The sequence below is a fragment of the Planctomycetia bacterium genome, from assembly GCA_034440135.1.
In the GTDB taxonomy this organism is placed as follows: Bacteria; Planctomycetota; Planctomycetia; order Pirellulales; family JALHLM01; genus JALHLM01.
The window spans coordinates 1-22,377 of record JAWXBP010000358.1; the positions used below are offsets into that span (position 1 = coordinate 1).

General features: G+C 62.0%; 22 protein-coding genes. 8 read left to right on the forward strand and 14 right to left on the reverse strand.

Features of this window, described 5'->3' with window-relative positions; all coding sequences use genetic code 11:
- From SGJ19_21315 to SGJ19_21325, 3 genes are all read left to right on the forward strand, one after another.
- Positions 1 to 493 (forward strand): hypothetical protein (locus tag SGJ19_21315; GenBank protein MDZ4782795.1); only part of this gene is annotated, 493 nt, incomplete at its 5' end.
- Between the two features lie 432 nt (positions 494 to 925).
- Positions 926 to 1,891 carry an SgcJ/EcaC family oxidoreductase gene (locus SGJ19_21320; GenBank protein MDZ4782796.1) on the forward strand — a complete coding sequence of 322 codons (966 nt, stop codon included), beginning with the start codon at positions 926 to 928 and terminating at the stop codon, positions 1,889 to 1,891.
- Between the two features lie 39 nt (positions 1,892 to 1,930).
- Positions 1,931 to 3,631 carry a hypothetical protein gene (locus SGJ19_21325; protein MDZ4782797.1) on the forward strand — a complete coding sequence of 567 codons (1,701 nt, stop codon included), beginning with the start codon at positions 1,931 to 1,933 and terminating at the stop codon, positions 3,629 to 3,631.
- Between the two features lie 188 nt (positions 3,632 to 3,819).
- Here SGJ19_21325 and SGJ19_21330 read toward each other — a convergent pair whose 3' ends face one another.
- The 3 genes from SGJ19_21330 to SGJ19_21340 form a co-directional block, all read right to left on the reverse strand.
- On the reverse strand, positions 3,820 to 4,434 hold the full coding sequence (locus SGJ19_21330) for a TlpA disulfide reductase family protein (protein ID MDZ4782798.1): 615 nt from the start codon (positions 4,432 to 4,434) through the stop codon (positions 3,820 to 3,822).
- 89 nt (positions 4,435 to 4,523) lie between these two features.
- Entirely contained in the window at positions 4,524 to 5,141 is a 618-nt protein-coding gene (locus tag SGJ19_21335) for a thioredoxin family protein (protein MDZ4782799.1), read from the reverse strand.
- A 465-nt stretch (positions 5,142 to 5,606) separates the two neighbouring features.
- Positions 5,607 to 6,023: a helix-hairpin-helix domain-containing protein gene (locus tag SGJ19_21340; GenBank protein MDZ4782800.1), complete on the reverse strand. Its 417-nt coding sequence runs from the start codon at positions 6,021 to 6,023 to the stop codon at positions 5,607 to 5,609.
- A 55-nt stretch (positions 6,024 to 6,078) separates the two neighbouring features.
- Between SGJ19_21340 and nadC the strand changes: the two genes are divergently transcribed.
- Complete coding sequence (gene nadC, locus SGJ19_21345) at positions 6,079 to 7,047, forward strand: carboxylating nicotinate-nucleotide diphosphorylase (GenBank protein MDZ4782801.1); 969 nt, start codon at positions 6,079 to 6,081, stop codon at positions 7,045 to 7,047.
- Positions 7,048 to 7,057: 10 nt separating this feature from the next.
- On the opposite strand, the gene SGJ19_21350 is transcribed toward nadC, so the two are convergent.
- Entirely contained in the window at positions 7,058 to 8,431 is a 1,374-nt protein-coding gene (locus SGJ19_21350; GenBank protein ID MDZ4782802.1) for an aspartate aminotransferase family protein, read from the reverse strand.
- Positions 8,432 to 8,597: 166 nt separating this feature from the next.
- Between SGJ19_21350 and SGJ19_21355 the strand changes: the two genes are divergently transcribed.
- Positions 8,598 to 9,374: a CAAX prenyl protease-related protein gene (locus SGJ19_21355; GenBank protein ID MDZ4782803.1), complete on the forward strand. Its 777-nt coding sequence runs from the start codon at positions 8,598 to 8,600 to the stop codon at positions 9,372 to 9,374.
- An 80-nt stretch (positions 9,375 to 9,454) separates the two neighbouring features.
- On the opposite strand, the gene SGJ19_21360 is transcribed toward SGJ19_21355, so the two are convergent.
- Positions 9,455 to 10,516 carry a sugar phosphate isomerase/epimerase family protein gene (locus SGJ19_21360; protein MDZ4782804.1) on the reverse strand — a complete coding sequence of 354 codons (1,062 nt, stop codon included), beginning with the start codon at positions 10,514 to 10,516 and terminating at the stop codon, positions 9,455 to 9,457.
- A complete protein-coding gene (locus tag SGJ19_21365) occupies positions 10,513 to 11,910 on the reverse strand; it encodes a Gfo/Idh/MocA family oxidoreductase (protein MDZ4782805.1) in 1,398 nt (465 codons plus the stop codon). The genes SGJ19_21360 and SGJ19_21365 overlap by 4 nt, the downstream gene beginning before the upstream one ends.
- A gap of 249 nt (positions 11,911 to 12,159) precedes the next feature.
- Here SGJ19_21365 and SGJ19_21370 point away from each other — a divergent pair, with 249 nt between their 5' ends.
- Positions 12,160 to 12,576 carry a hypothetical protein gene (locus tag SGJ19_21370; protein ID MDZ4782806.1) on the forward strand — a complete coding sequence of 139 codons (417 nt, stop codon included), beginning with the start codon at positions 12,160 to 12,162 and terminating at the stop codon, positions 12,574 to 12,576.
- 241 nt (positions 12,577 to 12,817) lie between these two features.
- On the opposite strand, the gene SGJ19_21375 is transcribed toward SGJ19_21370, so the two are convergent.
- From SGJ19_21375 to SGJ19_21385, 3 genes are all read right to left on the reverse strand, one after another.
- Entirely contained in the window at positions 12,818 to 13,663 is an 846-nt protein-coding gene (locus SGJ19_21375; GenBank protein MDZ4782807.1) for a purine-nucleoside phosphorylase, read from the reverse strand.
- A gap of 43 nt (positions 13,664 to 13,706) precedes the next feature.
- Positions 13,707 to 14,504 carry a glucose 1-dehydrogenase gene (locus tag SGJ19_21380; GenBank protein ID MDZ4782808.1) on the reverse strand — a complete coding sequence of 266 codons (798 nt, stop codon included), beginning with the start codon at positions 14,502 to 14,504 and terminating at the stop codon, positions 13,707 to 13,709.
- Positions 14,505 to 14,583: 79 nt separating this feature from the next.
- Positions 14,584 to 15,009 (reverse strand): biopolymer transporter ExbD, encoded by a 426-nt coding sequence (locus SGJ19_21385; protein ID MDZ4782809.1) that lies wholly within the window; start codon positions 15,007 to 15,009, stop codon positions 14,584 to 14,586.
- Positions 15,010 to 15,352: 343 nt separating this feature from the next.
- On the opposite strand from SGJ19_21385, the gene SGJ19_21390 reads away from it, so the two are divergent.
- Together SGJ19_21390 and SGJ19_21395 are read left to right on the forward strand one after the other, a co-directional pair.
- Positions 15,353 to 16,990 (forward strand): serine/threonine-protein kinase, encoded by a 1,638-nt coding sequence (locus SGJ19_21390; GenBank protein ID MDZ4782810.1) that lies wholly within the window; start codon positions 15,353 to 15,355, stop codon positions 16,988 to 16,990.
- A 72-nt stretch (positions 16,991 to 17,062) separates the two neighbouring features.
- Positions 17,063 to 17,467 (forward strand): hypothetical protein, encoded by a 405-nt coding sequence (locus tag SGJ19_21395; protein MDZ4782811.1) that lies wholly within the window; start codon positions 17,063 to 17,065, stop codon positions 17,465 to 17,467.
- Positions 17,468 to 17,533: 66 nt separating this feature from the next.
- Here the strand turns inward: SGJ19_21395 and SGJ19_21400 are convergent, their stop codons facing one another.
- From SGJ19_21400 to purH, 5 genes are all read right to left on the reverse strand, one after another.
- Entirely contained in the window at positions 17,534 to 18,376 is an 843-nt protein-coding gene (locus tag SGJ19_21400) for an RluA family pseudouridine synthase (GenBank protein MDZ4782812.1), read from the reverse strand.
- A gap of 65 nt (positions 18,377 to 18,441) precedes the next feature.
- The gene (locus tag SGJ19_21405; GenBank protein ID MDZ4782813.1) at positions 18,442 to 18,669 is read right to left on the reverse strand and encodes a hypothetical protein; all 228 of its coding nucleotides are present in this window, start codon (positions 18,667 to 18,669) and stop codon (positions 18,442 to 18,444) included.
- 21 nt (positions 18,670 to 18,690) lie between these two features.
- The gene (locus SGJ19_21410; protein ID MDZ4782814.1) at positions 18,691 to 19,350 is read right to left on the reverse strand and encodes a hypothetical protein; all 660 of its coding nucleotides are present in this window, start codon (positions 19,348 to 19,350) and stop codon (positions 18,691 to 18,693) included.
- A gap of 449 nt (positions 19,351 to 19,799) precedes the next feature.
- Positions 19,800 to 20,627: a hydrogen peroxide-dependent heme synthase gene (hemQ, locus tag SGJ19_21415; protein MDZ4782815.1), complete on the reverse strand. Its 828-nt coding sequence runs from the start codon at positions 20,625 to 20,627 to the stop codon at positions 19,800 to 19,802.
- Between the two features lie 27 nt (positions 20,628 to 20,654).
- Positions 20,655 to 22,226, reverse strand: coding sequence for a bifunctional phosphoribosylaminoimidazolecarboxamide formyltransferase/IMP cyclohydrolase (gene purH, locus SGJ19_21420; protein ID MDZ4782816.1), 1,572 nt, complete (start codon positions 22,224 to 22,226; stop codon positions 20,655 to 20,657).
- Between the last annotated feature and the right edge of the window lie 151 nt (positions 22,227 to 22,377).

Genomic DNA, 22,377 nt, shown 5'->3' on the forward strand with positions numbered 1-22,377 from the left:
CCAAGGCCTCCGCCCCGGCATCCTCACCGGCCTCCACCTCGAAGGAGACCAACTCCTCGTCGCCACCGCCTACGGCACCGTCCTCCAAGTCGATTCGGAAGAGGCGGCATTGCGGTTCCCCAATGTGTCGACGGAGATTGACAACCTGGCTTCGCCGCGCAAGGACGTCGAAAGTGCGCTCGTTGGGGATCTCATGGATGCAATCTTCGCAGCGCCTGAAGTACCCGATTTCGGGGCTGAGAGAGGTCCATTGCCATCGCATGCCGTTGACGGTGCGCTGGCAAGCGCCCGCGTTGAACAGGCGGAGATCGGAAGCAAGGCGGATGAGCTTTCAATGCGACCGAGCGAGGGGCTTTTCGACCTCGCGCCGGTCGATCTTCGACGAAGCTCATCCGACGCTGTCGACGCCGTCTTCCAGACTTTGACGCAGGAACTCCGGAGCACCCAAGACCTATGGCAACCGGAGCGCCGCGGACGGTTTGTCGCACGATAGATGGGCGATAATCAGGGCGCCCTTGGGCAAGCGCGCGCCAGGCAGGGCTGCGTGTCGCATTGGGTATGAGTCAATTCCCCGTAAGCTGTTATGCAAGCGTATTGAGTTCGCTGCACAGCGACTCACCGTTTCAAGGCTCGTTGACCAAGTCAGTCAGCGAGCCTTTTCTTTTAGCGGGCGCCGCCGACGTCGGAAGAGCCAGAGTATTGATGCGGCCGCTGAAATGTCCCTTGCCAGCGCCTGCGAGGCAGCCATCGCAAGGCCATCGCTGCCGCTGAAAACCGCGGCTTTTACGGCCTGTACGATGACCATACCCCCCAGTCCGGGCCTGCCATATCCGCCGTAACCGTGGAAAGCAAGGTGTTTCGACCGCCCGCAACCTATGCTTAAATGACGTGACCGCGCCGTTCCCCACTCCCGGAGTATTCCACTATGCGCCCCAACACGCTGTTGCCGTTGCTCGCGATCCTGTGCGGCTGGATGACCGCGCCCCCATTAATTCACGCTGCGGAAGGCGACGAGGCCGCCGTTCGCGCGGCGATCGATTCGTATGTCGAAGCCTACAACCGCGGCGATGTCGAGGCCGTGCTCGCACACTGGGCCGATGACGCCGAGTATTTGCTCTCCGGCGGCGAGCGCGTGCAGGGGCGCGACGCGCTGCGGGAGGTGTTCGCCGAATCTTTGGCCGAGGAAAACCGTGCGTCCATCACGGTAGCGAATCCGCACGTGCGCATCCTGTCCGATACGGTCGCCACCGAAGAGGGCGCCGCCACGATGACGCGGACGGGCGAAACGCCGGAAGAAACGTCCTATTTAGCGATCTACGTCAAACAAGGCGACGCGTGGAAACTGACCACGGTACGAGAAACGGAAGTTCAGCCTGTCAGCATTTCGCCCGCCGCGGAGCAATTGGAACAGCTCGCCTGGCTCGTCGGCGAATGGAAAGATGAGAGCGAGGACGCGAAGGTCTCGATTTCGATTCGCTGGTCGGGCAACAACGCATTTCTCGTTTACACGTTCAAAGCTGAAGCGCCGGGAACGGAGCCGCTGGAAGGAACGCAGATCATCGGTTGGGATCCAGTGCAGGAGGTGATTCGTTCCTGGATGTTTGACTCCGACGGCGGCTTTGGTGAAGGCGTCTGGACCAAAGATAACGATCGCTGGGTCGTCACTTTCGAGCAAACGCTGCCCGACGGCGGCCATGCCGCGGCCACCAACATCTACACGCTGGCGGCTGATAATTCCTTCACCTGGCACGCGTTTCAACGCACTTTGAACGGCGAGACGTTGCCAAACCTGCACGATATCTCCATCGTCCGTGTGCAGTCCGAACCGCCTGCCGACACGACTTCCGCCACGCCGCCAGCGCCGGCCGACGATCCGGCTGTCAGCAAGTAATCGCCATACTTGAAACACTTGACCACAAGGACCCACACCATGTTTTCTAGAAACGTTGCCGCCGTGTTGGCGATCGCCGTCTTGTTGTTCACCGCTGATTTGGCCGACGCGCGCGGCGGGCGCGGCGGCGGTGGTGGAGGAGGTGGAGGCCGAGGAGGAGGCGGTGGAGGGGGTGCGTCACGCGGTGGTGGAGGCGCCTCGCGCGGCGGTGGCGGTGGCGGTGGAGGTATGTCACGTTCGCCGTCGATGAGCCGAGCGTCGGCGCCTTCGCGGCCGCAATCCAGTCGCCCGGCGCCTTCCCGTCCGTCGACGGCGAATCGGGCTGGCGGCGGAAACGCTGCGCGCCCGGGAGCAGGCAACTTTTCGCAGTCCGGGGCCGGAAACCGGTCGCGCCCGGGCGGCGCCAATGTGGCGCGGCCTGGCGGTGGACAAGCCGCCGGCGGTCGCAGCGCGTTTCAAAACAACAGCAACTTCAATCGTCCCAGCCAGGGCCAGGTCAACGATTTCCTGAACTTGCCGCAGCAATCAGGCCGCGCCGGGACTTTCTCGGGCGCCCAGCAATCGAATCGAGCTGGGAATGCGACGAGCCGCCAACAATCCGTTGGCGATGGGAGCAACTCCAAATCCTTCACCACGGACCGCGGTACGACCATCACCGTGGGCGGCGGCGCCGGTTCAGGACAAACAGCCGGCGGAGCGACGATTGGCGCAGGCGGCGTCGGGGTCAAAGTCGAAGGCGCCGGCGGCAACACGTTCGTGAAAGGCACAGGCGCGATTGGCGCCACCAACGGGACGAACTCGGCGATCGCCGCGGGTAGCGCGACGGGGGTTCGCGGCGCCAATGGCGCTGGGGCGGCGAATGTCCGCGGAGGCTATGCGGATACGGCCGGAAATCGCGCGATCGGCGGCGCGACCGCCGCGCAAAATCGCGCCGGCTACACAGCCGCGAATGTGCGCGGCGCGCGCTCCAACGGCAACTTCGCACAGGTGGGCAGCGCCTCGGCGATTCGTGGCCCGGCCGGGAATACGATTTCCGGCGGACGCGGCGGTTCGTTCGTGAACGGTCAATTCGTGGGCGGCCAAAACTGGGGTGCAGTGAACGGCAACTTCACGCACTGGAACGCCTTTGGCCCCGGTTGGAACAATGGTTACCCAGGCGCTTGGTGGCCGGGCAAATGGGCGCTTGCCACGACGGCGTGGGCCACCGCGGCCTGGGCCGTGGCCGGCGGCTACTGCGATTGCTACGGCGAGCCTGTGTATTACGACTACGGCGAGTCGGTCTACAGCGACGGCGAGAACATCTACTACGATGATCAGCCGGTCGCCACGAACGACGAGTACTACCAGCAAGCCGAACAAATCGCCGACGCCGGCGCCACGCCGACCGACGAGAACTGGCTGCCGCTGGGCGTGTTCGGCCTGGTCTCCGACGGACAAACGCAGGCGGACAAGCTGCTGCAATTAGCTGTCAACAAAGAAGGCGCGATCCGCGGCAACTACCAGGATCTGGCGACCAACCAGGTCACGCCCGTCAGCGGATCCGTCGACAAGGAAAGCCAGCGCGTGGCGATCAAGCTGGAAGGTAACGACAATTTCCTGTTGGAAACCGGGCTTTACAACCTGACGAACGATGAAGCCCCGGCACTGTTGTACCTCGGCAAAGATGCGCCGCAGACGCGCACGCTGATCCGCTTGCAACAGCCAGCGGATGAAACGGCGGCCGCCGCGCCGCAGTCGTAGGCGACGAGCGAAGTGGCGCCGCCAATTGTTCATCCCAATGGGACGACACAATTCCAGCGTCGTCCCGTTGGGACTCAATGTTCGTCGTGCGCAACTTTTCCAGGCGTTGGCACACCTGGCTATTATCTGCCGCCCCTCCGGGGCTGAGGCAGTCGTCTCTGCGTATTCCTCTCAACGTACCAACTCCTTTACTCCTCTACTCCTCCAGCCACCGCCTCCGCTACCGCGGCGTCGATGTCTTCGCGCGAGATCGGATTCTGCGGATCGCTGAACGTGAATTCCTTCACCAGTTTTCCTGCGCGATCGTAAAGCTGAAAATACGGTAATACCGTACCTTCGCTCATGTTGAAGCCCGCCTGGGCTTCTTCAGTCGTGCCGTCGGCCTCGTACAGCAGGTTTTCGAAGGTCGCGTTCTGCTTGGTGAGGAAATCGAGCGCCGCCGCCTGCGTCGCTTCATCGGTGGGATCGAGCTCCATCGCGACCGAGATCACCGCGAGCCCCGCGTCACGATGCTTGTTCGCCAATTCGACGGTGTGCGGGAATTCTTCCATGCAGTTGCCGCACCAAGTGCCCCAATAGTCGACGAACACGACTTTGCCGCGCTTGCTTTCGAGCAAGTCGCGAAAGTTGTTGTGCGTGGCCTCATGCAGCGCCACGGTTGCGATCGGCGCTTGTGAAACGGCCGCGGCAGCTGCCGGCGCGGGTGCATCCGTCGCCGACGATGTCGTCGTGACCGTGGGTTGCGGACCGCATCCACTCAAGGCGATGGCGGAGGCGAAAATCGAAACCGCGAACTTGTACATGGAACTTGGTCCTGAAATGAACGCCCGAAATAAAAGCGGCCCGGGGCGAACTTCGCCCCGGGCCTGAAATGCTTCACGTACGGCGGCGGTTACTTCTTTTCGTAACGGATACCGCAACCGGCCGGCTTGGTCGACGCGGTCTCCGGCTGGCTGCCGGCGAGCACGGCGTCGATGGCGTCGCGCAGGTAAGTCTTTTTGACTTCGGCGGCGTCTTGGGGATTGTCGTCGATCGCGCCCACGTAGGCGAGCTTGCGCTCGCTGTCGAGTAAGAACACGTGCGGCGTCACTTTCGCGCCGTAGGCCTTGCCGCTCTCCTGGCTGACGTCGAACAGGTACGGGAAATTGAAGCCCTTCTGCTCGGCGCGTTGCTTCATGGCGGGCAAATTGTCGGCTTCGCCGTCTTGGACGTTAATGGCCACGACCTGGACGCCCTTTTCCTCGTAATCCTTCTGCAGCTCGACGAGCCGGTCCTCATACATCACTGCGACCGGGCAGTGATTGCAGGTGAAGACCATCACGACGGCCTTCTTCTCTTCCAAGTCCTTCAGGCTGTGGTCCTTGTCGTCGGTGCCCGGGATGCTGCCCCAGTCCGGCGCCTGGGCGCCAATCTCCAATCCTTTGTTTTCCTTGTCCGCGGCATTGACCGCGGCCAGGGAGAGACCAAAACTGCAGGCCACGGCGACCAGACAAAACAGGCGACGCTTCATGGGAATCCTCGTTCGGGGGTACAGAAATCAGGGGCAAGAATCGGATATTTCGCCGACATCGCGGCGAAAGTGAGTCACAAAAAAACAGCCGTAGGCCAGTTGTTGAACCCCGTCGGCGACCAGAAGTCACGGGGAAAAGTTCCACCATCCTTGGCAAAAGCCTGGGCTGCATCGTTGGATGCGGCTCGAATGCGGAAGTTTCGCTCCGTCGCCCGCGTCCGTCAACAGCGAATCGCGTACCAGCAGGAAAGACGACCCCGGCAAACGCAAACGGCCGTCGAGACGTGGCGTCGTTTTGTACGGAGTGATTCCAGCACGCACGCCACATCCCGCCGGCCGTCCACATTACGGAGGGGGACACATCCGCCAATAGATACGCGGCCCGCAGTCAAAGCGTTCAAAGATTTTCGTCGCCGGCAGCAAGGCGGCGCGTAACTGCTTGACATGGCAGGAATTGCGGCTGGACTACGGTGATGCTCGTTCTTTCTCGGCGGCCGCAAAAGGCTGGAGGGCCGGCAGCATCCGCTCCAGCGTTCGCGGACCGATGCCCGGGACATTTGATAGCTCCGCCGGGCTCCGAAACGGCCCGTGCTGCGTCCGGTATTCCACGATTCGCTGGGCCAGCGTTTCGCCAATCTCGGGAACTTGGGAAAGTTCGGTCCAAGGAGCCGTGTTGACGTCGACCTGGAAGGTGGCCGACCGCGATGGCAGCCGTTCAACGTCGATCATGCGGCCTTGCCAGCCCCCTTGCCGCCACCAGTAAAGCGCCATCAATGCTAGCGCCGCGACGACCAACGCGGCCGTCGTGGCTTGTTCCGCGCGCTTAAGCCAAATTCGCGACGCTATGCCCTCGGAATTTTCCTGGCCATGGTTCTCGCGCACTGATCGCTCCCCGAAGACTGCGACGGCGTTACAATCCCTGCGTAAGACGTCCAGTATGAACGACAACCGGAACGAGGGCGAGCAGCGGCGGCCGATGAAAGATTTTGCTGTGATCACCTGGGACGAGCGGCTCGCGGCGGATTGCCGGGACCTGGTGCGGCTCGCGATTCGAGAAGACCTCGATCGCGCCTACGACTGGACGACCGTGGCGTTGGTGCCCGAAGGCGCGACCGCCACGGCACGGATCGTCGCCCGGCAAAGCGGCGTGATTGCGGGACTGCCCGCGGCGCGCCTCGCGCTGGTGGAATACGATGAAGCCGCCACGTTCGCGCAACATCTGGACGACGGCGCACGCGTCGAGCGCGGCGATTGCGTGGCGACCGTCAGCGGCTCGGCCAGGACGCTGTTGACCGCCGAGCGCGTACTGCTCAACTTCCTGGGACGCTTGTCCGGCGTCGCGTCGCTGACCCGGCGATATTGCGATGCCGCGGCCGGCGCCAAGGCGCGGATTTATGACACACGCAAGACCACGCCAGGCTGGCGCCGGCTGGAAAAATACGCCGTCCACATCGGCGGCGGGCACAATCATCGCGCCGGGCTCTACGACGCGGTACTGATCAAAGACAATCATCTCGCGTTCGGCGCGGACGGTGACGTTGGCGCACGCTATTCACCGGCCGAAGCCGTGCAGCGAGTGCGCGATTTCCTCCGCGAATCGTCGCTGGGCGTGCAATGGGCGTCGTTGATCATCGAGGTGGAAGTCGACTCGCTGGAGCAACTTGCCGCGGTGTTGCCGGTTTGTCCGGACATCATATTGCTGGATAATATGTCGCCCGCCACGCTCGCCACGGCCGTCGCGCAGCGAGATGCAATGGCGCCGAGCGTGGAACTGGAAGCGTCCGGCGGCGTTACGCTTGAAACTGTCGCGGCCATCGCGCAGACCGGCGTGGACCGCATCAGTTCCGGGGCGTTGACGCACTCGGCGGTAAATTTCGACGTGGCGCTCGATTGGGGATTGGCGTAGGGAGATTTCTCTACCGGCCGCGAGCACCGAGCACTATGTCAATCGACTCGCCGAGAATTTCCACCATCCGGCCGATTTGTGCTTCGGTCGTGACGAAACTCGGGGCGAGGTTGTAGACGTCGCCGCGCAAGCGCGTGAAGAGTCCCCTGGATTGCGTCGCATCATGCACGCGTGGCCCGACTTTTTCTGCCGCCGGAAATTCCGCTTTGGTGGCGCGATCGGCGACAAACTCTACCGCCGCCATCAGACCCAGGCCGCGCACGTCGCCGACGTTTGGATGCGTGCCGAGCGTTTTTAGCTGCCGTAGCAGCCGCACGCCCAATTCCGCAGCGCGCTGGAGGAGCCCTTCGCGTTCCAGAATTGCCAAGTTGGCGAGTGCCACGGCGCAGCCCACGGGATGCGCTGAGTAAGTGAAAGCGTGCATCCAGGCGCGTTCGCCAACACCGGCGTCGATGGCCGCTGCGATTCGATCACTGACGCCCACTCCGCCGAACGGAAAATAGCCGCTGGTGATGCCCTTGGCGAAGGTCACCAGGTCCGGCTCGATGCCGTATCGCGAGAGGGCGAACCATTCGCCCGTGCGACCGAACCCCGTAATCACTTCATCCGCGATCAAGAGCACGTTGTGGCGATCGCAGATATTCCGGATCCGTGGCCAGTAATCGTCCGGCGGCACAATCACGCCGCCGGCGCCTTGAATCGGTTCCCCGATGAATGCCGCCACGGTGTCGGCGCCTTCACGGACGATTGCTGCTTCCAATAAGTCGGCGGCCATTTCGCCCGGCGTACGACGATCATCCGGCCCGCGACGGTGTTTTTCCGCATCGAAACGATAAGGATAAGGACTTTCGATATGCAGGAACCCCGGCACGCGTGGCTCGAACATCGGCCAGTAGCTGGAAATGCCGGTCGCGGACATGGCGGCCAGCGTGGTGCCGTGGTAGCCCCACTGTCGTCCGATGACCTTGAATTTGCCCTCGTGGCCCGCGGCGCGCCAGAAATACCGCGCGGTCTTGAAGGCGGTCTCGTTGCTTTCCGCGCCGCCGCTGGTGAAGAAAAACCGGTTGACGTTCGGGTAACAGATTTCGGCCAGTTTCTCGGCGAGTTGAATTGCCGGCCGATTGCTGCCGCCGGCGTACGCGCTGGCATAAGCGAGTCGCTTCATTTGGTCCGCCGCGGCGTCGGCCAGCTCTTCCCGGCCGTGACCGACGACGACGTTCCAGAGCCCGGCCAGGCCGTCGAGGAATTCTCGCCCCGTCTGGTCGATCAGCACCGAGCCCCGCCCCGCGACCCAGATATGCGGATGTTCCTGGGCTTTGGGATTGTGCAACGAATGCAGCAGATGCAAGCGGTCCTGTCCTTCGTCGTCGAACGTGTCGGTCATGTTTCCAGCTGCCTGGGCGCGAGTTCCGTTTCCGCATAATTCTAACAGGCATGAGAGCGAACTCGGAGGGCACGGGTTCGCTGACGCCCTCATTGTTTTCACTGGAGGAGTTCAGCAGAATCGCCGCACAAGGTATGCTGGCAAGCCGAAACCACACTCCAATTCTATGGCGGACATGATGGCGGAATCTTCGAGCGCAACCGGCGGACTGGCGAATTCGCCACGCACCAACCCTTGGTTAGTATTCCTGCTGCCGATGGTCGTGTATTCGGTCGCCAACATGTTCGAGCCGGCGCCGCCGGGGGCGGAGGTCGCCGAGGCGGCCGTCAACATGTATCGCCACTACCCGGCGATCTACGCCGTGAAGATTGCGCTCACCATCATGGCGATTTCATTCGTTTGGCCCGGCTACAAGCAGCTGATGCCGGTTCGCGCCAGTTGGCTCGCCGTCGTGGTTGGCGTTGTCGGTGTGGTGCTCTGGGTCGGCCTTTGGCGTCTGGATTTGGAATCCCACCTCGGCATCCGCAGGCTGATCGGCGGCATGGGCCAGCGCAGCGCTTTTAATCCATTCGACAACCTGGACTCCCCCGCCAAGGCCTGGGCGTTCATGGCCGTTCGACTGTTCGGCTTGACGCTCGTGGTCCCGCTGATCGAAGAAATGTTCCTGCGCGGCTTCGTGACCCGCTTCGCCATCGAACAGAAGTGGATGGACGTACCGTTCGGCAAACTCACGCCGATCGCGGTCGCCGCGGCCATCGCCGTCCCCGTCTTGATGCATCCAGCGGAGCTATTCGCCGCGACCGCCTGGTTCGGGTTGATGGTCGGAATGTACGCCAAGACGAAAAACATCTGGGATTGCGTCGTCGCGCACATCACGACCAACGGCCTGCTGGGGCTGTATGTGCTGACCTCCGCGAACCCGGCCGCTTGGCAGTTGCTCTAAGTGGTGACTTTTGCAGCGACGTCGCGCGCAATAAGCCCAGCCCCGTACTTAAGGATAGTCGGGCTACTACGAAATATGAATCACTTCAAGGATGAGTCCGCGAATTGCAAACTCGCGCGGACATTGCCATCCTCGAAGCGCAGCCGTTCGTCGATACTCTTTCCGGCAATCGTCGGCAGTGCTTCGTTCGACGCATGTTCTCGAACGCGGCGCATCGTCGCGGCTAAGTCGCTGGCCGGAAGTTTGTCGAACGTGGCCCAATATTTCTCCGTCAAGCACGGCACGCGCAGCGGGTCGCGAGTAATCATTTCCAGGTTCAAGCGAATCTCCGGTTGCTTGGCGCGGAGCGATTGCACGATCCGCTTCAAATCGAGGAAACCTTGCCCGAGCGGAACTTCGGACAGCAAAAAGCCGTCGGCATACTCTTGCAACACCATGTCTTTGAAGTGCGATGTAAAAGCGACCGGGGCATAGGCGTCGACAACTTCATGCGGTTCTTCCAATAGGGCGACGCTGTTCCCGGTGTCAACGCAAACGCCGATCAGCGGGCAATCGATGCGGCGCAAGATGTCGAGTAGTTCGTCGGTGCGCCAGTCCTTGTGGTTTTCCACTGCGAGTCGTACGCCGGTTTGCTCTACCGCCGGCTTCGCCCATTCAAGTCTTTGGAAACTCTCCCGTGCAAAGGCCTGGAAACTCGCCAAATCCGCAAAGGTCTCGTAGCGGCGTCCGGAGAGCATAACGGTCCGAACCACTTGCGCGCCGCAAGCAGCGGACGTGCGCAGCACTTCGGTGAATCGCGCGACATCCCCTTCATCCTCGGGCAGCGAGACGATGCCCTCCACATACATCTTCGCTTCTGTCGCCGCGGCGCTCATTTTTTCCGCCGCCAAGGCGTCGAGCTTGCCGAGACTGGTTTGAACACCAGCGGCGCCGAGCTGCCGGCAATATTCGAGGAACACCAGTGGATCGGAAAAGCCCTCCGCACCAGGTTGCCCGGCGCGGATACCGTACGAGTGTATCACGATGCCGAGCCCCAACTCATGCAAGGGCATGTTGACGCTTTCGGCCCAAGCGCGTCCGGCTCCAAGACAGGCGGCCGCTTGCGCCGCAATGACGGAGAATGTGCGTCGTGACAGTTTCATGGCGCAGGTTGCACCCCCAGAGCGGCGAGATCGTTGTCCCACGGCGCGCGATACGGCCGGATCAACATGCCTTGCGCTTGTTCGTCACCGATGATCTGCTCATTGACGCCGTCCCATTGCAACTTGCGACCCAGTCGGAGCGAGATATTCGCCAGGTGACAGGCGGTGGCAACCTGATGGGCGCTGCGAAGGTCGGAGTTTGACGTCGCCCGTGAACGCACGCAGTCCAAAAAGTTGCGGACGTGCAGCTTAAACTGTTCGCGATCATTGCCGGTTCGGTCTTGGAGAGGTGTCGTCCAATACGTATTGCCGCTATCCTCCACGCGGACCGGCCCGCCGACCGGATGCGCGCCGGTGAATTGCGGGATCGCATTGCCAGGCGGCAATTGCTTGTCCGGCGTGATCGTGAAACCGTTGCGCGTGATCGCCATGCTGCCATACGTGCCGAAGAGCTCCACGGTCGGGCGGCGTTCCGCGCCGGCCGAGGCTTCGCGATGCGACCAGGAGATCGTGCATTCCGGAAACTCGAATAGCGCGTCCTGAGTGTCGGGCGTCTCGCCGTTGTCTTCGAGCGCGAACCGCCCGCCGCAACTGGTGACAGCCGTGGGGAATCCAAGTCCCAACATCCAGTGCGCGGCGTCGAGACCATGCGCCGCGAGGTTCGTCATCTGCCCGCCGGAGTAATCCCAAAACCAGCGGAAGTGGTAAATCGCGCGATTTGGGTTGTAGGCGCGCTCGGGCGCGGGACCAAGCCAGGCGTTCCAATCCAGTTCGGCGGGCGGGGGGCAATCGTCCGGGCGGCCGAAGCCGGGCATGATGTTGCGATACGCCCTCATGCGCACTGAATGGACTTTGCCAAGTCGCCCGGACTGCACCAGTTCCTTGGCCCGCAGGTAGTGCGGGCCGGAGCGCTGCTGCGTGCCAACTTGCACGATGCGCTGGTAGCGCTCGGCGACGTCGATCATCCAACGGCCTTCGCGCTGAAACAGCGTCAACGGCTTTTCGGTGTAAACATCCTTGCCGGCGGCGCAGGCCAGCATGGTCGCCAAAGCGTGCCAATGATCAGGCGTCGAGACGACGACGGCGTCGACGCGCGGATCGTCGAGCAACGCGCGAAAGTCCTGGTAGCCTTTCGCATTTTCTCCGGCCAGCGCGCGGCCTTCCTCTCGGCGGCCGGCATGGACGTCGGACACGGCGACCAGCGCCGCATCAGGTTGTTCGGCGAAGTCGAGGACGTGGCGCTTGCCGATCAGCCCGAAGCCGATAAAGCCAACGCCGATGCGCTCATTGGCGCCAGGCACGCGCCGCCAGGCGGCGGCAGTCAGCGCGGCCGCACCGCCGCTGAGCGCGGCGCGGCGACTAACAGCAAACGACTTGGCGTGGGCACGCCGCATGTCCGCCTCCGGAAAGTGGGCGATGAGAAGCCGGAGCAGGCGTCATTCTGGACGATCGCCCCAGGGGATTCAACTAACGCGACGCAGTTTGCCCAGGGAAGCAACGTTCCAGGCAATTCGTCAGGCAGGGGAATTTGCGTAACAGATTCGCCGCCCTCTCGCTTAGTAACTCAGACGCGACAGGGCCAAACCTGGCCCGGCGAACTGAAAAAAAGCCTTGAAAACACACTTTTGTGAAGGAATGGAACCATGAACTGCTTCAAGAAAACGTTGATCGCCGCCACGATGATCCTTGGCACGCTTGCGGTAATCGGCACGACCAGCACAGCCTCGGCCGGCCATAAGGGCGGACACAATGGTGGGCATGGTGGTGGACACGGTGGAAACGGTGGAAACGGTGGGCATCACGGTGGACACGATGGTGGACACAATGGTGGACACAATGGACACCACGGCGGACACGGGGGCGGCTATGGCGGTGGCTACGGCGGCGGTTACGGGGGCGGTTACGGGGGCGGCTATAGCTACAACCGCTGCTACACGCCGAGCTACAACTACTACCCGACCTACAACTACTGCCCGCCGGTGACGCCTTGCTATCCCACGTACAACTACGTGGCGCCCTGCTACCCGACGTATACCTGCCCGCCCGTCTACGGTTGGTAGATTGCGAACGGTGGATCCAATATCTAATAACGCCACACGCCCGGCGAGCAATCGCCGGGCGTGTGGCATTGATGGGGCGAAAGTCTTGCTATCCGCGAAGGCGCGGAGCGAGCATGACGAATTTCGAAATCCGAATGACGAATGACGAATGTCGATTGGTCTATTGCCTGGCTGCCTATCGCTAACAATCTAGAAGTTCATCGACATTTCTAGTTCAGCCGACTCCGTGGTGAAAACCGGGTCACGCTCCGCGCGCCAAGCGCTTCGCTTCCGCAGCCAGGACGCCGGTGATGATTGCCCGCAGTTTCGGTTCCGCGGCGTTGGCCGTGGCGATGATCTCCGCCACGTCGACGGGTTTCAATGCGTCGGGGAAACAGACATCGGTGATGGTCGAGACGCCCAGCACGCGCATTCCCGCATGGACGGCCACGATGACTTCCGGCACAGTCGACATGCCGACGGCGTCGGCGCCGATCGCGCGGAGGAAGCGGTATTCCGCTCGAGTTTCCAGATTCGGTCCCGTCACGGCGACAAAGACTCCCCGATGGGCGGCGAAGTTCTCGTGCCGCGCGATTTCCATGGCCCGCTGGATGAGCGTTGCATCATACGGCTGAGACATGTCCGGAAAGCGCGTACCGAGGCGATCGTCGTTGACGCCGATCAGCGGATTCAGGCCCATCAGGTTAATGTGATCGTCGATGAGCATGATGTCGCCGGTCGCATAGACGGGATTCATGCCGCCGGCGGCGTTCGTGACAATCAATAGCTCCGCGCCGAGGGCCTTCATCACACGGACGGGCAGTGTAATCTGATCGAGCGGATAGCCTTCGTAAGCGTGGAATCGGCCTTCCATCGCCACGACGGGCACGCCGGACAAGCGGCCGCAAATCAACTGGCCGCGGTGGCTCGCGACCGTGGAACACGGAAAGTGCGGGATCTCGTTGTATTCGATCGTGGCCGCGGCCTCGATCTGCCGCGCCAGGGCGCCAAGCCCCGTGCCAAGAATGATGCCGGCGTGAGGGCGCTCCGGCCAACGACGTTGGATTTCCGCGACAGCGGCCTGCACTTGATCGAAGAGATGCAACACTCTCGCACTTTCAAGAAAGGAGATTGAAGTCGACGACGCGTCGCTATTCGCCTCGGCCAAGCATGGCGCGGTTGAGCGGATCGGCGATCGTCATGCCGCCGTCGACGACGAGAGTCTGGCCGGTGATGAGTTGCGAACCTGCGATCAAACTTAGGATCGCCGCCGAGACATCCTCCGGCGTGCAAACGGCGCGGAGCGGGTTGGTGTTTTCGCAACGCTGCTTAATCGCCTCATAGGCCCGGCCCAGCCCTTGCTCCAACCAGCGTCCGGCAATGAAGCCCGGCGCCACGGCGTTGATGCGAATCTTGGGCGCGAGCGCACGCGCGAGCGAAATCGTCATGTTGATGAGCGCCGCTTTGGACGCGGCATATGGTACGGAACTACCGGTTCCAGCGATACCGGCGATGCTGGCCACGTTCACGACGCAGCCGTTCGGCGAGCTTTGCAGCCAAGGCTGCGCCGCGCGAATGCATTGGAACGGGCCCTTGAGATTGACCGAGAGGATGCGATCCCAATCGGCGTCGGTGACGCGTTCGAGATCGGCGTGCGTGACGAACGTCGTCGTGCCGGCGCTGTTGACCAGGATGTCGAGACGTCCGAACGTCTCCGCGGCGACGGCGATCATCGCGCGGCACGCGGCGTCATCGGCCACGTCGGCGGCGAAAGCGATTGCTCGGACGCCATGCGATTGGGCCGCAGCGACGACTTCCTCGGCTGCCTCGCGCGAGCGCTGATAGTTCACCAACACGTCGCAGCCGCGTCGCGCCAGATCCAACGCCGTCGCGGCGCCGACGCCACTGCTGGCGCCGGTGACGACGGCGGCCTGTCCTCTCAAATCCATGCTGTCTCCCTCGTAAGTCCAAGCGAGAGGCCATCGTAGAAGCGGATTTTTTCCCGTACAAGTGCCGTGGACGCGGACGCTACTCCGGCTCGCGCACGACAGCGAACGTCAGTCGCCAAATCCCGAGCGCGGCGCACGACTTGAGGATCGGCTCGACGTGTCGGTACGGCACGCGGCGATCGGCCCGAATCCGGACTTCCAGGTCGCCAGAACTTTTTGCTTGCTCCGCCTTGAGCTCCGTGGTGAGTTGCGCGGCTTCGATTGCCCGTGCGCCGAGCGACAGTTGTCCGTTGGGCAGCACTTGTAGGACCACGCGGCGCGAAGCGGGTGCTGGCGATTGACGCTCGCCGGTGGTCGCGGCCGGCAAATCGAGCTGCAATTGGACTTCCTGGCGGGCGAGGTGGCTCGAAAGCAGGAAGAAAATGATCAGATTGAAGACCACGTCGATCATGGGCGTCATGTCGAATCCCAGGCTCCGGCGGTGCTGGCTTATCGGAATTCGCATGAATAAAATGCTAGAAATGGTATGCGTAATGGCGCGGCAGTTGCGGCCAAGCTAGGCAAGCAAAAAAGCCAGCAAATGGCGCGAACTCCCCCTAACGGGCCACGGGGCGATGCCCTCAAAGGTGTACGGAATGCCTATAAACCGTTGCAGGGACAGAAGTTTTCGCCAGGAAAGAGCGCCAAGATGCTTCAATTTGCCGATGCTGAGCGATATAGTAGTACCTGAGTTGACCCGCTGCCCAGTCCTTTTCCCTTATCACGCGGTCTCGTTTTTGCCGCCCTGTTAGTCCGGCGTGTTGAACGAACGCGGCGAAGCAGGTCCTGGGTCCCGAAGGCATCGTGAGATGGCTCGATTCGAGAGCAAATCGAAGGTCCCCGCTAGCAAGTTCCTGGAACTTGCTGGGAAGAGCAATCTCGCCCCGGCTGAAGCGCTCAAGCAAGCTGTCGAAGAATTCAAGGCCCTCAACTCGGGTCAACTTCCCGAAGACGCCGGCGAAATTGGCGGCTTCCTGATCGACCGCGGGCTGCTGACTCCCTGGCAAGTCGAGAAATTGCTTGAGCTGCGCCATCGCGGATTCTTCCTGGGCAAGCACAAATTGCTGGGACATCTCGGCACCGGCGGCATGAGCACCGTGTACCTGGCAGAGCACACGTTGATGCATCGCCGCGACGCCATCAAGGTATTGCCGGGGCATCGTGTGGAGGATTCCTCGTATCTGGAACGCTTCCATCGCGAGGCGTACGCGCTCACGAAACTCGATCATCCGAATATTGTCCGCGTTTACGACGTGGGCAGCGAAATTGGCACCGGTGGCGCCGCCCGCGAAGTGCACTTCATCGTGATGGAGTACATCGAAGGGCAAGACTTGCAGCGGCTGGTGGATGCTGCCGGGGTGATGCCTTACGTGACGGCGGCGAACTACATCGCACAGGCCGCCGATGGCTTGACCCACGCGCATGAGGCGGGGCTGATCCATCGCGATATCAAACCGGCCAACTTGTTGGTCAATCCCAAGGGGGTCGTCAAGATCCTCGACATGGGTCTCGCCAAGTTCGAGGAAGATGAGAAGAAGGCCTCGCTGACCATCGCGAATGATGAAAACGTGATGGGCACGGCCGATTACCTGGCGCCGGAGCAAGCGCTCGACAGTCATGCTGTCGATTCCCGGGCCGATATCTACAGCCTCGGCTGCACGCTCTACTTTGTATTGACGGGCCATCCGCCGTTCCCCGACGGTACGTTGCCGCAGCGGCTGATGATGCATCAGACGAAGGAACCCGGGGCGATCACCAAGGATCGCCCGGACTGCCCGCCGGAACTGGTCGCCATCTGCAAGAAGATGATGGCGAAGCGGACCAAAGAGCGGTATCAGTCCGCCGCCGAGGCCCGCGACGCATTATCGGCCTGGCTGGCCACGCAAGGCGAGTCGGCCGGCGCAGGCGGGTCGTCGGATCGTTTGGCGCAACTCATCGCACAAGCCGCCAAGCCGCCTGATGCGACCGGCGCGCCGCCCCGCAAGAAGAAGGGTCGCGGTTCCAGCACCGTCGTACCGCGACGCAAGGAGTACACCGTCGACGAGTTGATCGCGCTGACGGACACCGACGCGGATCTGAATCGCCCGACGGTCAAAGAAAGCCGGCCGCTCAATCAAATCATTACCGGCAGCCGCCCGAATCTGGAAGGGGACTCTCAAGGCCCGCGCTCCAGCGTCGGGTCGGGCATCAACCCCGGCAACGAGTCGACGGTCGTTAAGCGCCGCGACTACGAAGACATCCCCGCGGTGGTGATCAAGCAGGACAACTGGACGGCCCTCTTGCAGGCCGAAAAGAACGCCCAGCGGGCCGAGCAGACCGAAGAAAAAACGGAGCTCGAAAAGAAAGAAGACGCCGATCAGGCGACGTATCTCATCATCGCCGCCATCGCCGGCGCAAGCATTCTCATCATCGGCATCGTCGCCATGATCGTGGTACTCAACCGTTAGTTTTTGTCGCGTTCAGGCGATTCATTCTTCGCGTTCCATCTGGGTTCAACGCGACTCACGTGTCCTAGTTGAATGCTCGGTTGGAACGACACGTGTGCTACTTCAAACCGCGAAGTTTCGGTTGTCTTGATAGTTAGCTTTTGGGAAACTTCCGAGGAAGTGTCCTGCAATCAAATTGGTTTGGCCCGCCAAAAGCTTTTCAATGTGGCGTTGGTGAGTACGGAAAACACCCGTTTCGCGGCTGCCGCGGGCTTTTTACCAAGTACGTTTGCCACCGTCGATAGAGTGTCATTTCAGTTTGAAGCTTCAAAAGGTGGCGAATGTGGAATTCTTGCCGAGAGCTTTGAAACGGTGCGATTCTCAGTTGTCGGTCAGGAATCCAATGTACGCCTTCGACAATACTGGCAAGCAGCATCATTCGCGATCGTAGGTTTTCCAGCGATGCCAACTCGCGGGACGGCGAATCTACCGACTTGACGCCGCGATGAGAACTAACCGCGGAAGATGGCGGATTCTCGTGGCTCGTATCGCCGAGCGCGGCGATCAGCGCGGCAACATCATTTTGCGCATCGCGCGCGGCATGGGCGACTTGATCACCAGTTGTTCACCCGACGCGGGATGGACGAGCCGTAGCATCGCGGCGTGCAATGCCATCCTGGTATTCGATCCTTTGCGACCGTAGCGCTTATCGCCTACCACGGGACAACCGATGCCGGTGAGCTGGACGCGGATTTGGTGCTTACGGCCGGTCTCCAGTTTCACTTCCAGGAGCGACCGCGCGCCGACCGATTCCAGTAAGCGATAATGCGTCACCGCGCGCTGGGCGTCGGGGCGACTGGCTTCGCATCGGGAGACTTTGAGAGACTTACTGTCTTCGACCAGGTAATTGTCGATCGTTCCTTGCTCGGACACAGGACGGCCGCGCACAATGGCGAAGTAGGTTTTTTCGATGCCGCCCCATTGCGCTTGCAGGGCGTCCTTGATCTTTTCGCTCTTGGCGAAGAGGACCAGGCCGGACGTATCCTTGTCCAGGCGATGCACGACAAAGAGCCTTCCGGCAACCTGCTCGCGACGACTGCGCAGATAGTCGTTCAATTGCACGAACAAGGTTTCGAGCTGCTCTCGATCCGTGGCTACCGTCAGCAGGCCTTCCGGCTTGTCGACGGCGATGAGCGCTTCGTCCTCGTAGACGATGCGAACCTTCGCTTCCTTGAACCGAGCCTCGGCCGCCATCGTGCGCAAGTCGTTGATGGCGACTTCGTCGCCTGGGCGGAGCTCATGATCGAAGCGCCGCGTGGTGGCGCCGCCCACCTGCACAGCGCCGAATTTGAGGAGCTTTTTGGCGGCGGCGCGCTTCAGCCCGAGCGCGCTTAACAAGAAAGCCAACAGCGGCCCGCTTTGCGCTACGTGGATTCGTCGTGGATTCGTCAATCGCCGCTCAACTCGGTGAATCAGCTCTTGCCGGACGACTGCTTGCTGTCCGGCTTCTTGGCGCCGCCCTGCTTAGGCTTCTTGTTCTTCTTGTCGTTCTTCTGGCTGTTGTTGCCTTTGCCCATGTGATTGACTCGCTGAATTCCAGGCTGTTTCGGATCGCCGCGGATCAATCGCCCTGGTGGCGACTGAAGGACAGCCGCGCGATCCGTCGTCGACTCAGTATAGCAAACCTTCGCGGCAGCCATAGCTGTTTGGCTGCGTTTGCTTTACATCCGGAGCATTTCCCAGAACCCCTGCGTCAGCGCCTGCGGATCGCGCACTAAGTTGGCGCTCACCAGGAGCAGCAACAGGACGGCGGCAACAGCCATCGCGCCGCCGAGCGGATTCGGCCGGCATCGGACCGCGGTCAGTTCAGCCGCCAGTGTTTGTTCCAACGCGCGCCAGCCCCCCAGGTCCTGGGCGTCGGTCGTGGCCGCCAGCGTCACGTTTCGCATGCCAGGAAAGGGCTCCACGTGCAGATGTACCTTCAAACGCGGCAAGGCCAGGCTGCCGCCGGCCCACCGGGCGTCGGCGTCGAGCAACTCGGCGGCCTCGGCTAGCACGGGGCGCAGTTCGTCGGCGCTGATGTTGTAAATCACCAACCGCGGCCGCTGCGAAAGCACGATCAACGTCAGCACCAGGGTGCAGAGCACGCCCAGCAATAACCAGAAGACCCACATAAACTCGCTCCAATGCGCCGACGGCCAGTGCGGCATAAACAACTCCAACGGGCCGATCAGAATGAACCCAGACAGGGCCACGCCGAGCGCCGCCGTGTCCCGCCCGCCGGTCGTCAGGTAGGGCCGCGGCAGCAGATTGACCAGCCCCAGCAGCAATAAGTAGATCGCCAGCGGCCCCAGGGCCACCAGCATGCGAAAGGAATCCATCACTCAGTTCCGGTTGAGGACGCGCTGCACCTGACCGTTAATGTAGCTGTCCCGGCGGTGAGACAACAGCAGATTCACCACAGAGACACGGAGAGGGGGAGTACATTTGAACCGCGGAGGCGCTGAGACGCCGAGGGGCGGAGAACGCATGTCGAATCAACGTCAAATGTCTGAATTGCGAATGAGTCGTAGGGCGGGCCGCGCGCGCGAGTGACGCATCATGTTCGACGGCCACGGATGGTAATTCGCACGAGTTGCCTCCAAAACTAAGGCCCGCCGGATTCAAAGTATGGCGGGCCTCGCATTACTCGGTCAACAATGACCGGCTTTCGCGTCGCTTTGCTCACTTCAATGCATCAATCGCGCGCACGGCCCGCCCTACGCGCCCGCTCCAGCCACTGTCACTCCCTCTCCTCCGCGTCTCAGTGCCTCCGACGTGAAAGGCCGGATCAAACTCCAACCTGGCAATGCTCCAGGATCTTCTCCGCGGTCGTGACGAAGCTCGTATAGAACGGGCCGAATTCGGCGTAGCGAGCGCTGGCCTCGTCGAAGCGCATGGTGTAGACGATTTCCTTGAGAAACTCCGGCTTGCGCGCCCAGAGCGTGACGCCCCATTCCCAGTCGTCGAGGCCGACGGACACCGTGATGAGTTGCGTGACGCGGCCGCCGAATTTCATTCCGGAGCGGCCATGTTCGGCCATCAGCTTGTTCCGTTCGGCGAAAGAAAGCGTGAACCAGTTCTCGCCGACCTTGCGCTTCTTGTTCATCGGATAGAAGCAGGTGTTCGGCCAAGGCGGCAGGTCGGGCGTGAGCCGCTGGCGGCGCATCATTTCTTCCCGCGACGCATAGGCTTTCATCTTGGCCTGATACGCGGCGCCGTTCGGGTCTTCGCCTTCCTCGACCAGCCGCGCGCCGTACTGTTCGACCGTTGGGACATACTCCGAGACTTCCGTCAACGAGACATATGAGTACGTCGTTTCGAGCGCGGGCCCCAGCGGCGAAGCGAGGAGTCGCTGATGCAGCCCGTCGAGTTTGAGCGGATCGGGGTCGAGCAGCATCAAGGAGAAATCGGCCTTATGTCCGGCGACGATCGACGGCTGCAATCGCGCAGGCGCATGCGGACCATCCGGCGCAAGCACCGCGAGAAACTGCTCCCGACCGGCGACCAATTCACCCGGCGCGAGATCGCGCAGTGCGCGGCGATTGAACCGGTAGTACAAGTGCCGGCAATGCCAGCCCTCAGCAGGAAACAACGAAACGTCGTCGGCGGAACTCATGGAAGCATTTCTGGTAGGGGGCGTGCGCTAGTGGCGAAAGTGTCGGCGTCCGGTGAGGATCATCGTCAGGCCGTGTTGGTTGCACGCCGCGATCGAGGCGTCGTCGTTTTTCGAACCGCCCGGTTGAATGAACGCCCGGACGCCAGCCTTGGCGGCGTGTTCGATTGAATCGGGAAACGGGAAAAAGGCGTCGGAGGCGAGTACCGATCCTGCTACGCGATCGCCGGATTTCTTCAAAGCGATTTCCACGGAATCCACGCGGCTCATTTGTCCTGCGCCGACGCCGAGGACCAGGCCGTCCTTGGCGATGACAATGGCGTTCGACTTGACGAACCGCACAATCGCCCAGGCGAATTTGAGCTCGCTAAGCAACTCGTCATCCGGCGACTTTTCAGTCGCGACGCGCCATTCGGACTCTGGATCGGCTGCGACGTCGGTATCTTGCACCAGATAGCCGCCGTCGATGCGCCGGAATTCCAACGAAGGCGCCGCCGCCACGGCTTTGCCCAGTTCCAGCAGCCGCACGTTGGCCTTCCACTTCGGTTTCGTCGTGAGGATCCTGAGCGCGTCCCGGTCGAACGACGGCGCGAGGATCGCTTCAACGAATAACCCTGGCTCTGCGAGGACGGTCGCGGTGGCCGCGTCGACGGTGCGATTGAGCGCCAGAATGGAACCGAAGGCACTGACCGGATCGCCGTCCAGCGCGCGCCGCGTGGCGACGGACAGTTCCGCCGCCGTGGCTGCGCCGCAGGGATTGTTGTGCTTAATCACCGTGACTGCCGGTCCGGGAAGCGAGCGAACGATGCTCCAGGCGCTGTCCAGATCGAGCCAATTGTTGTACGACAGCTCTTTGCCGTGCAGTTGCCGGGCATGGACGAGTTGCTGCGGAGCTGCGCCTTGATTGGCATAAAGCGCCGCGCGCTGGTGCGGGTTCTCCCCGTAACGCAGTTCCGACTGGCGTTCTAACTGCAGCGTGACCTGAGCGGGAAAGGTTTCGACTTCCGCCTCTGGCTTGGCGAAGTAGTCGGCGATGGCGCGATCGTATTGCGACGTGTGCTCGAACGCCGCGCCGGCGAGTTCCTTCCGCAGGTCGAACGTCGTGCCGGATTCCTGTTGAAGTTCCGCCAACACTTCCGCGTATTGTCCGGGGCTGGTCACCACGCCGACAAAGGCGTGATTCTTCGCCGCGGCGCGGACCAGCGACGGCCCGCCGATGTCGATCTGCTCGACGGCTTCTTCCCAAGCGACGTCCGCGCGGGCGACAGTGGCCTCGAAGGGATAGAGGTTCACGACGACCAACTCGAAACTGCGAATGCCATGCGCTTCGAGGGCCTGCATGTCTTCCGGATGATCGCGACGGCAGAGGATGCCGCCGTGGATCTTGGGGTGCAGCGTCTTAACCCGGCCGTCCATCATCTCGGGAAAGCCAGTGTAGTCGGCGACGTCGATCGTCGTGACGCCCGCGTCCGCGAGGTGCTTGCGCGTCCCGCCCGTGCTGTAAAGTTCCACGCCCGCGGCGATCAATCCCTGGGCGAACTCGACGAGGCCTTGCTTGTCACTGACACTGATAATAGCGCGATGCACGCGGCAAACGGACATGGGGCGGCAATCTCAACGGGAGCTAGCTGGCGGGAACGAGCGACGCTCACCATCTTAAGCCCGAGAGGCGCAAAAGTAAGGCGCTCGTGATCGCACGAGCGCCTTGCGCAGGTTACTGTTCCGCCGCGATTCCGGCCGCTTGGGAGGTGTT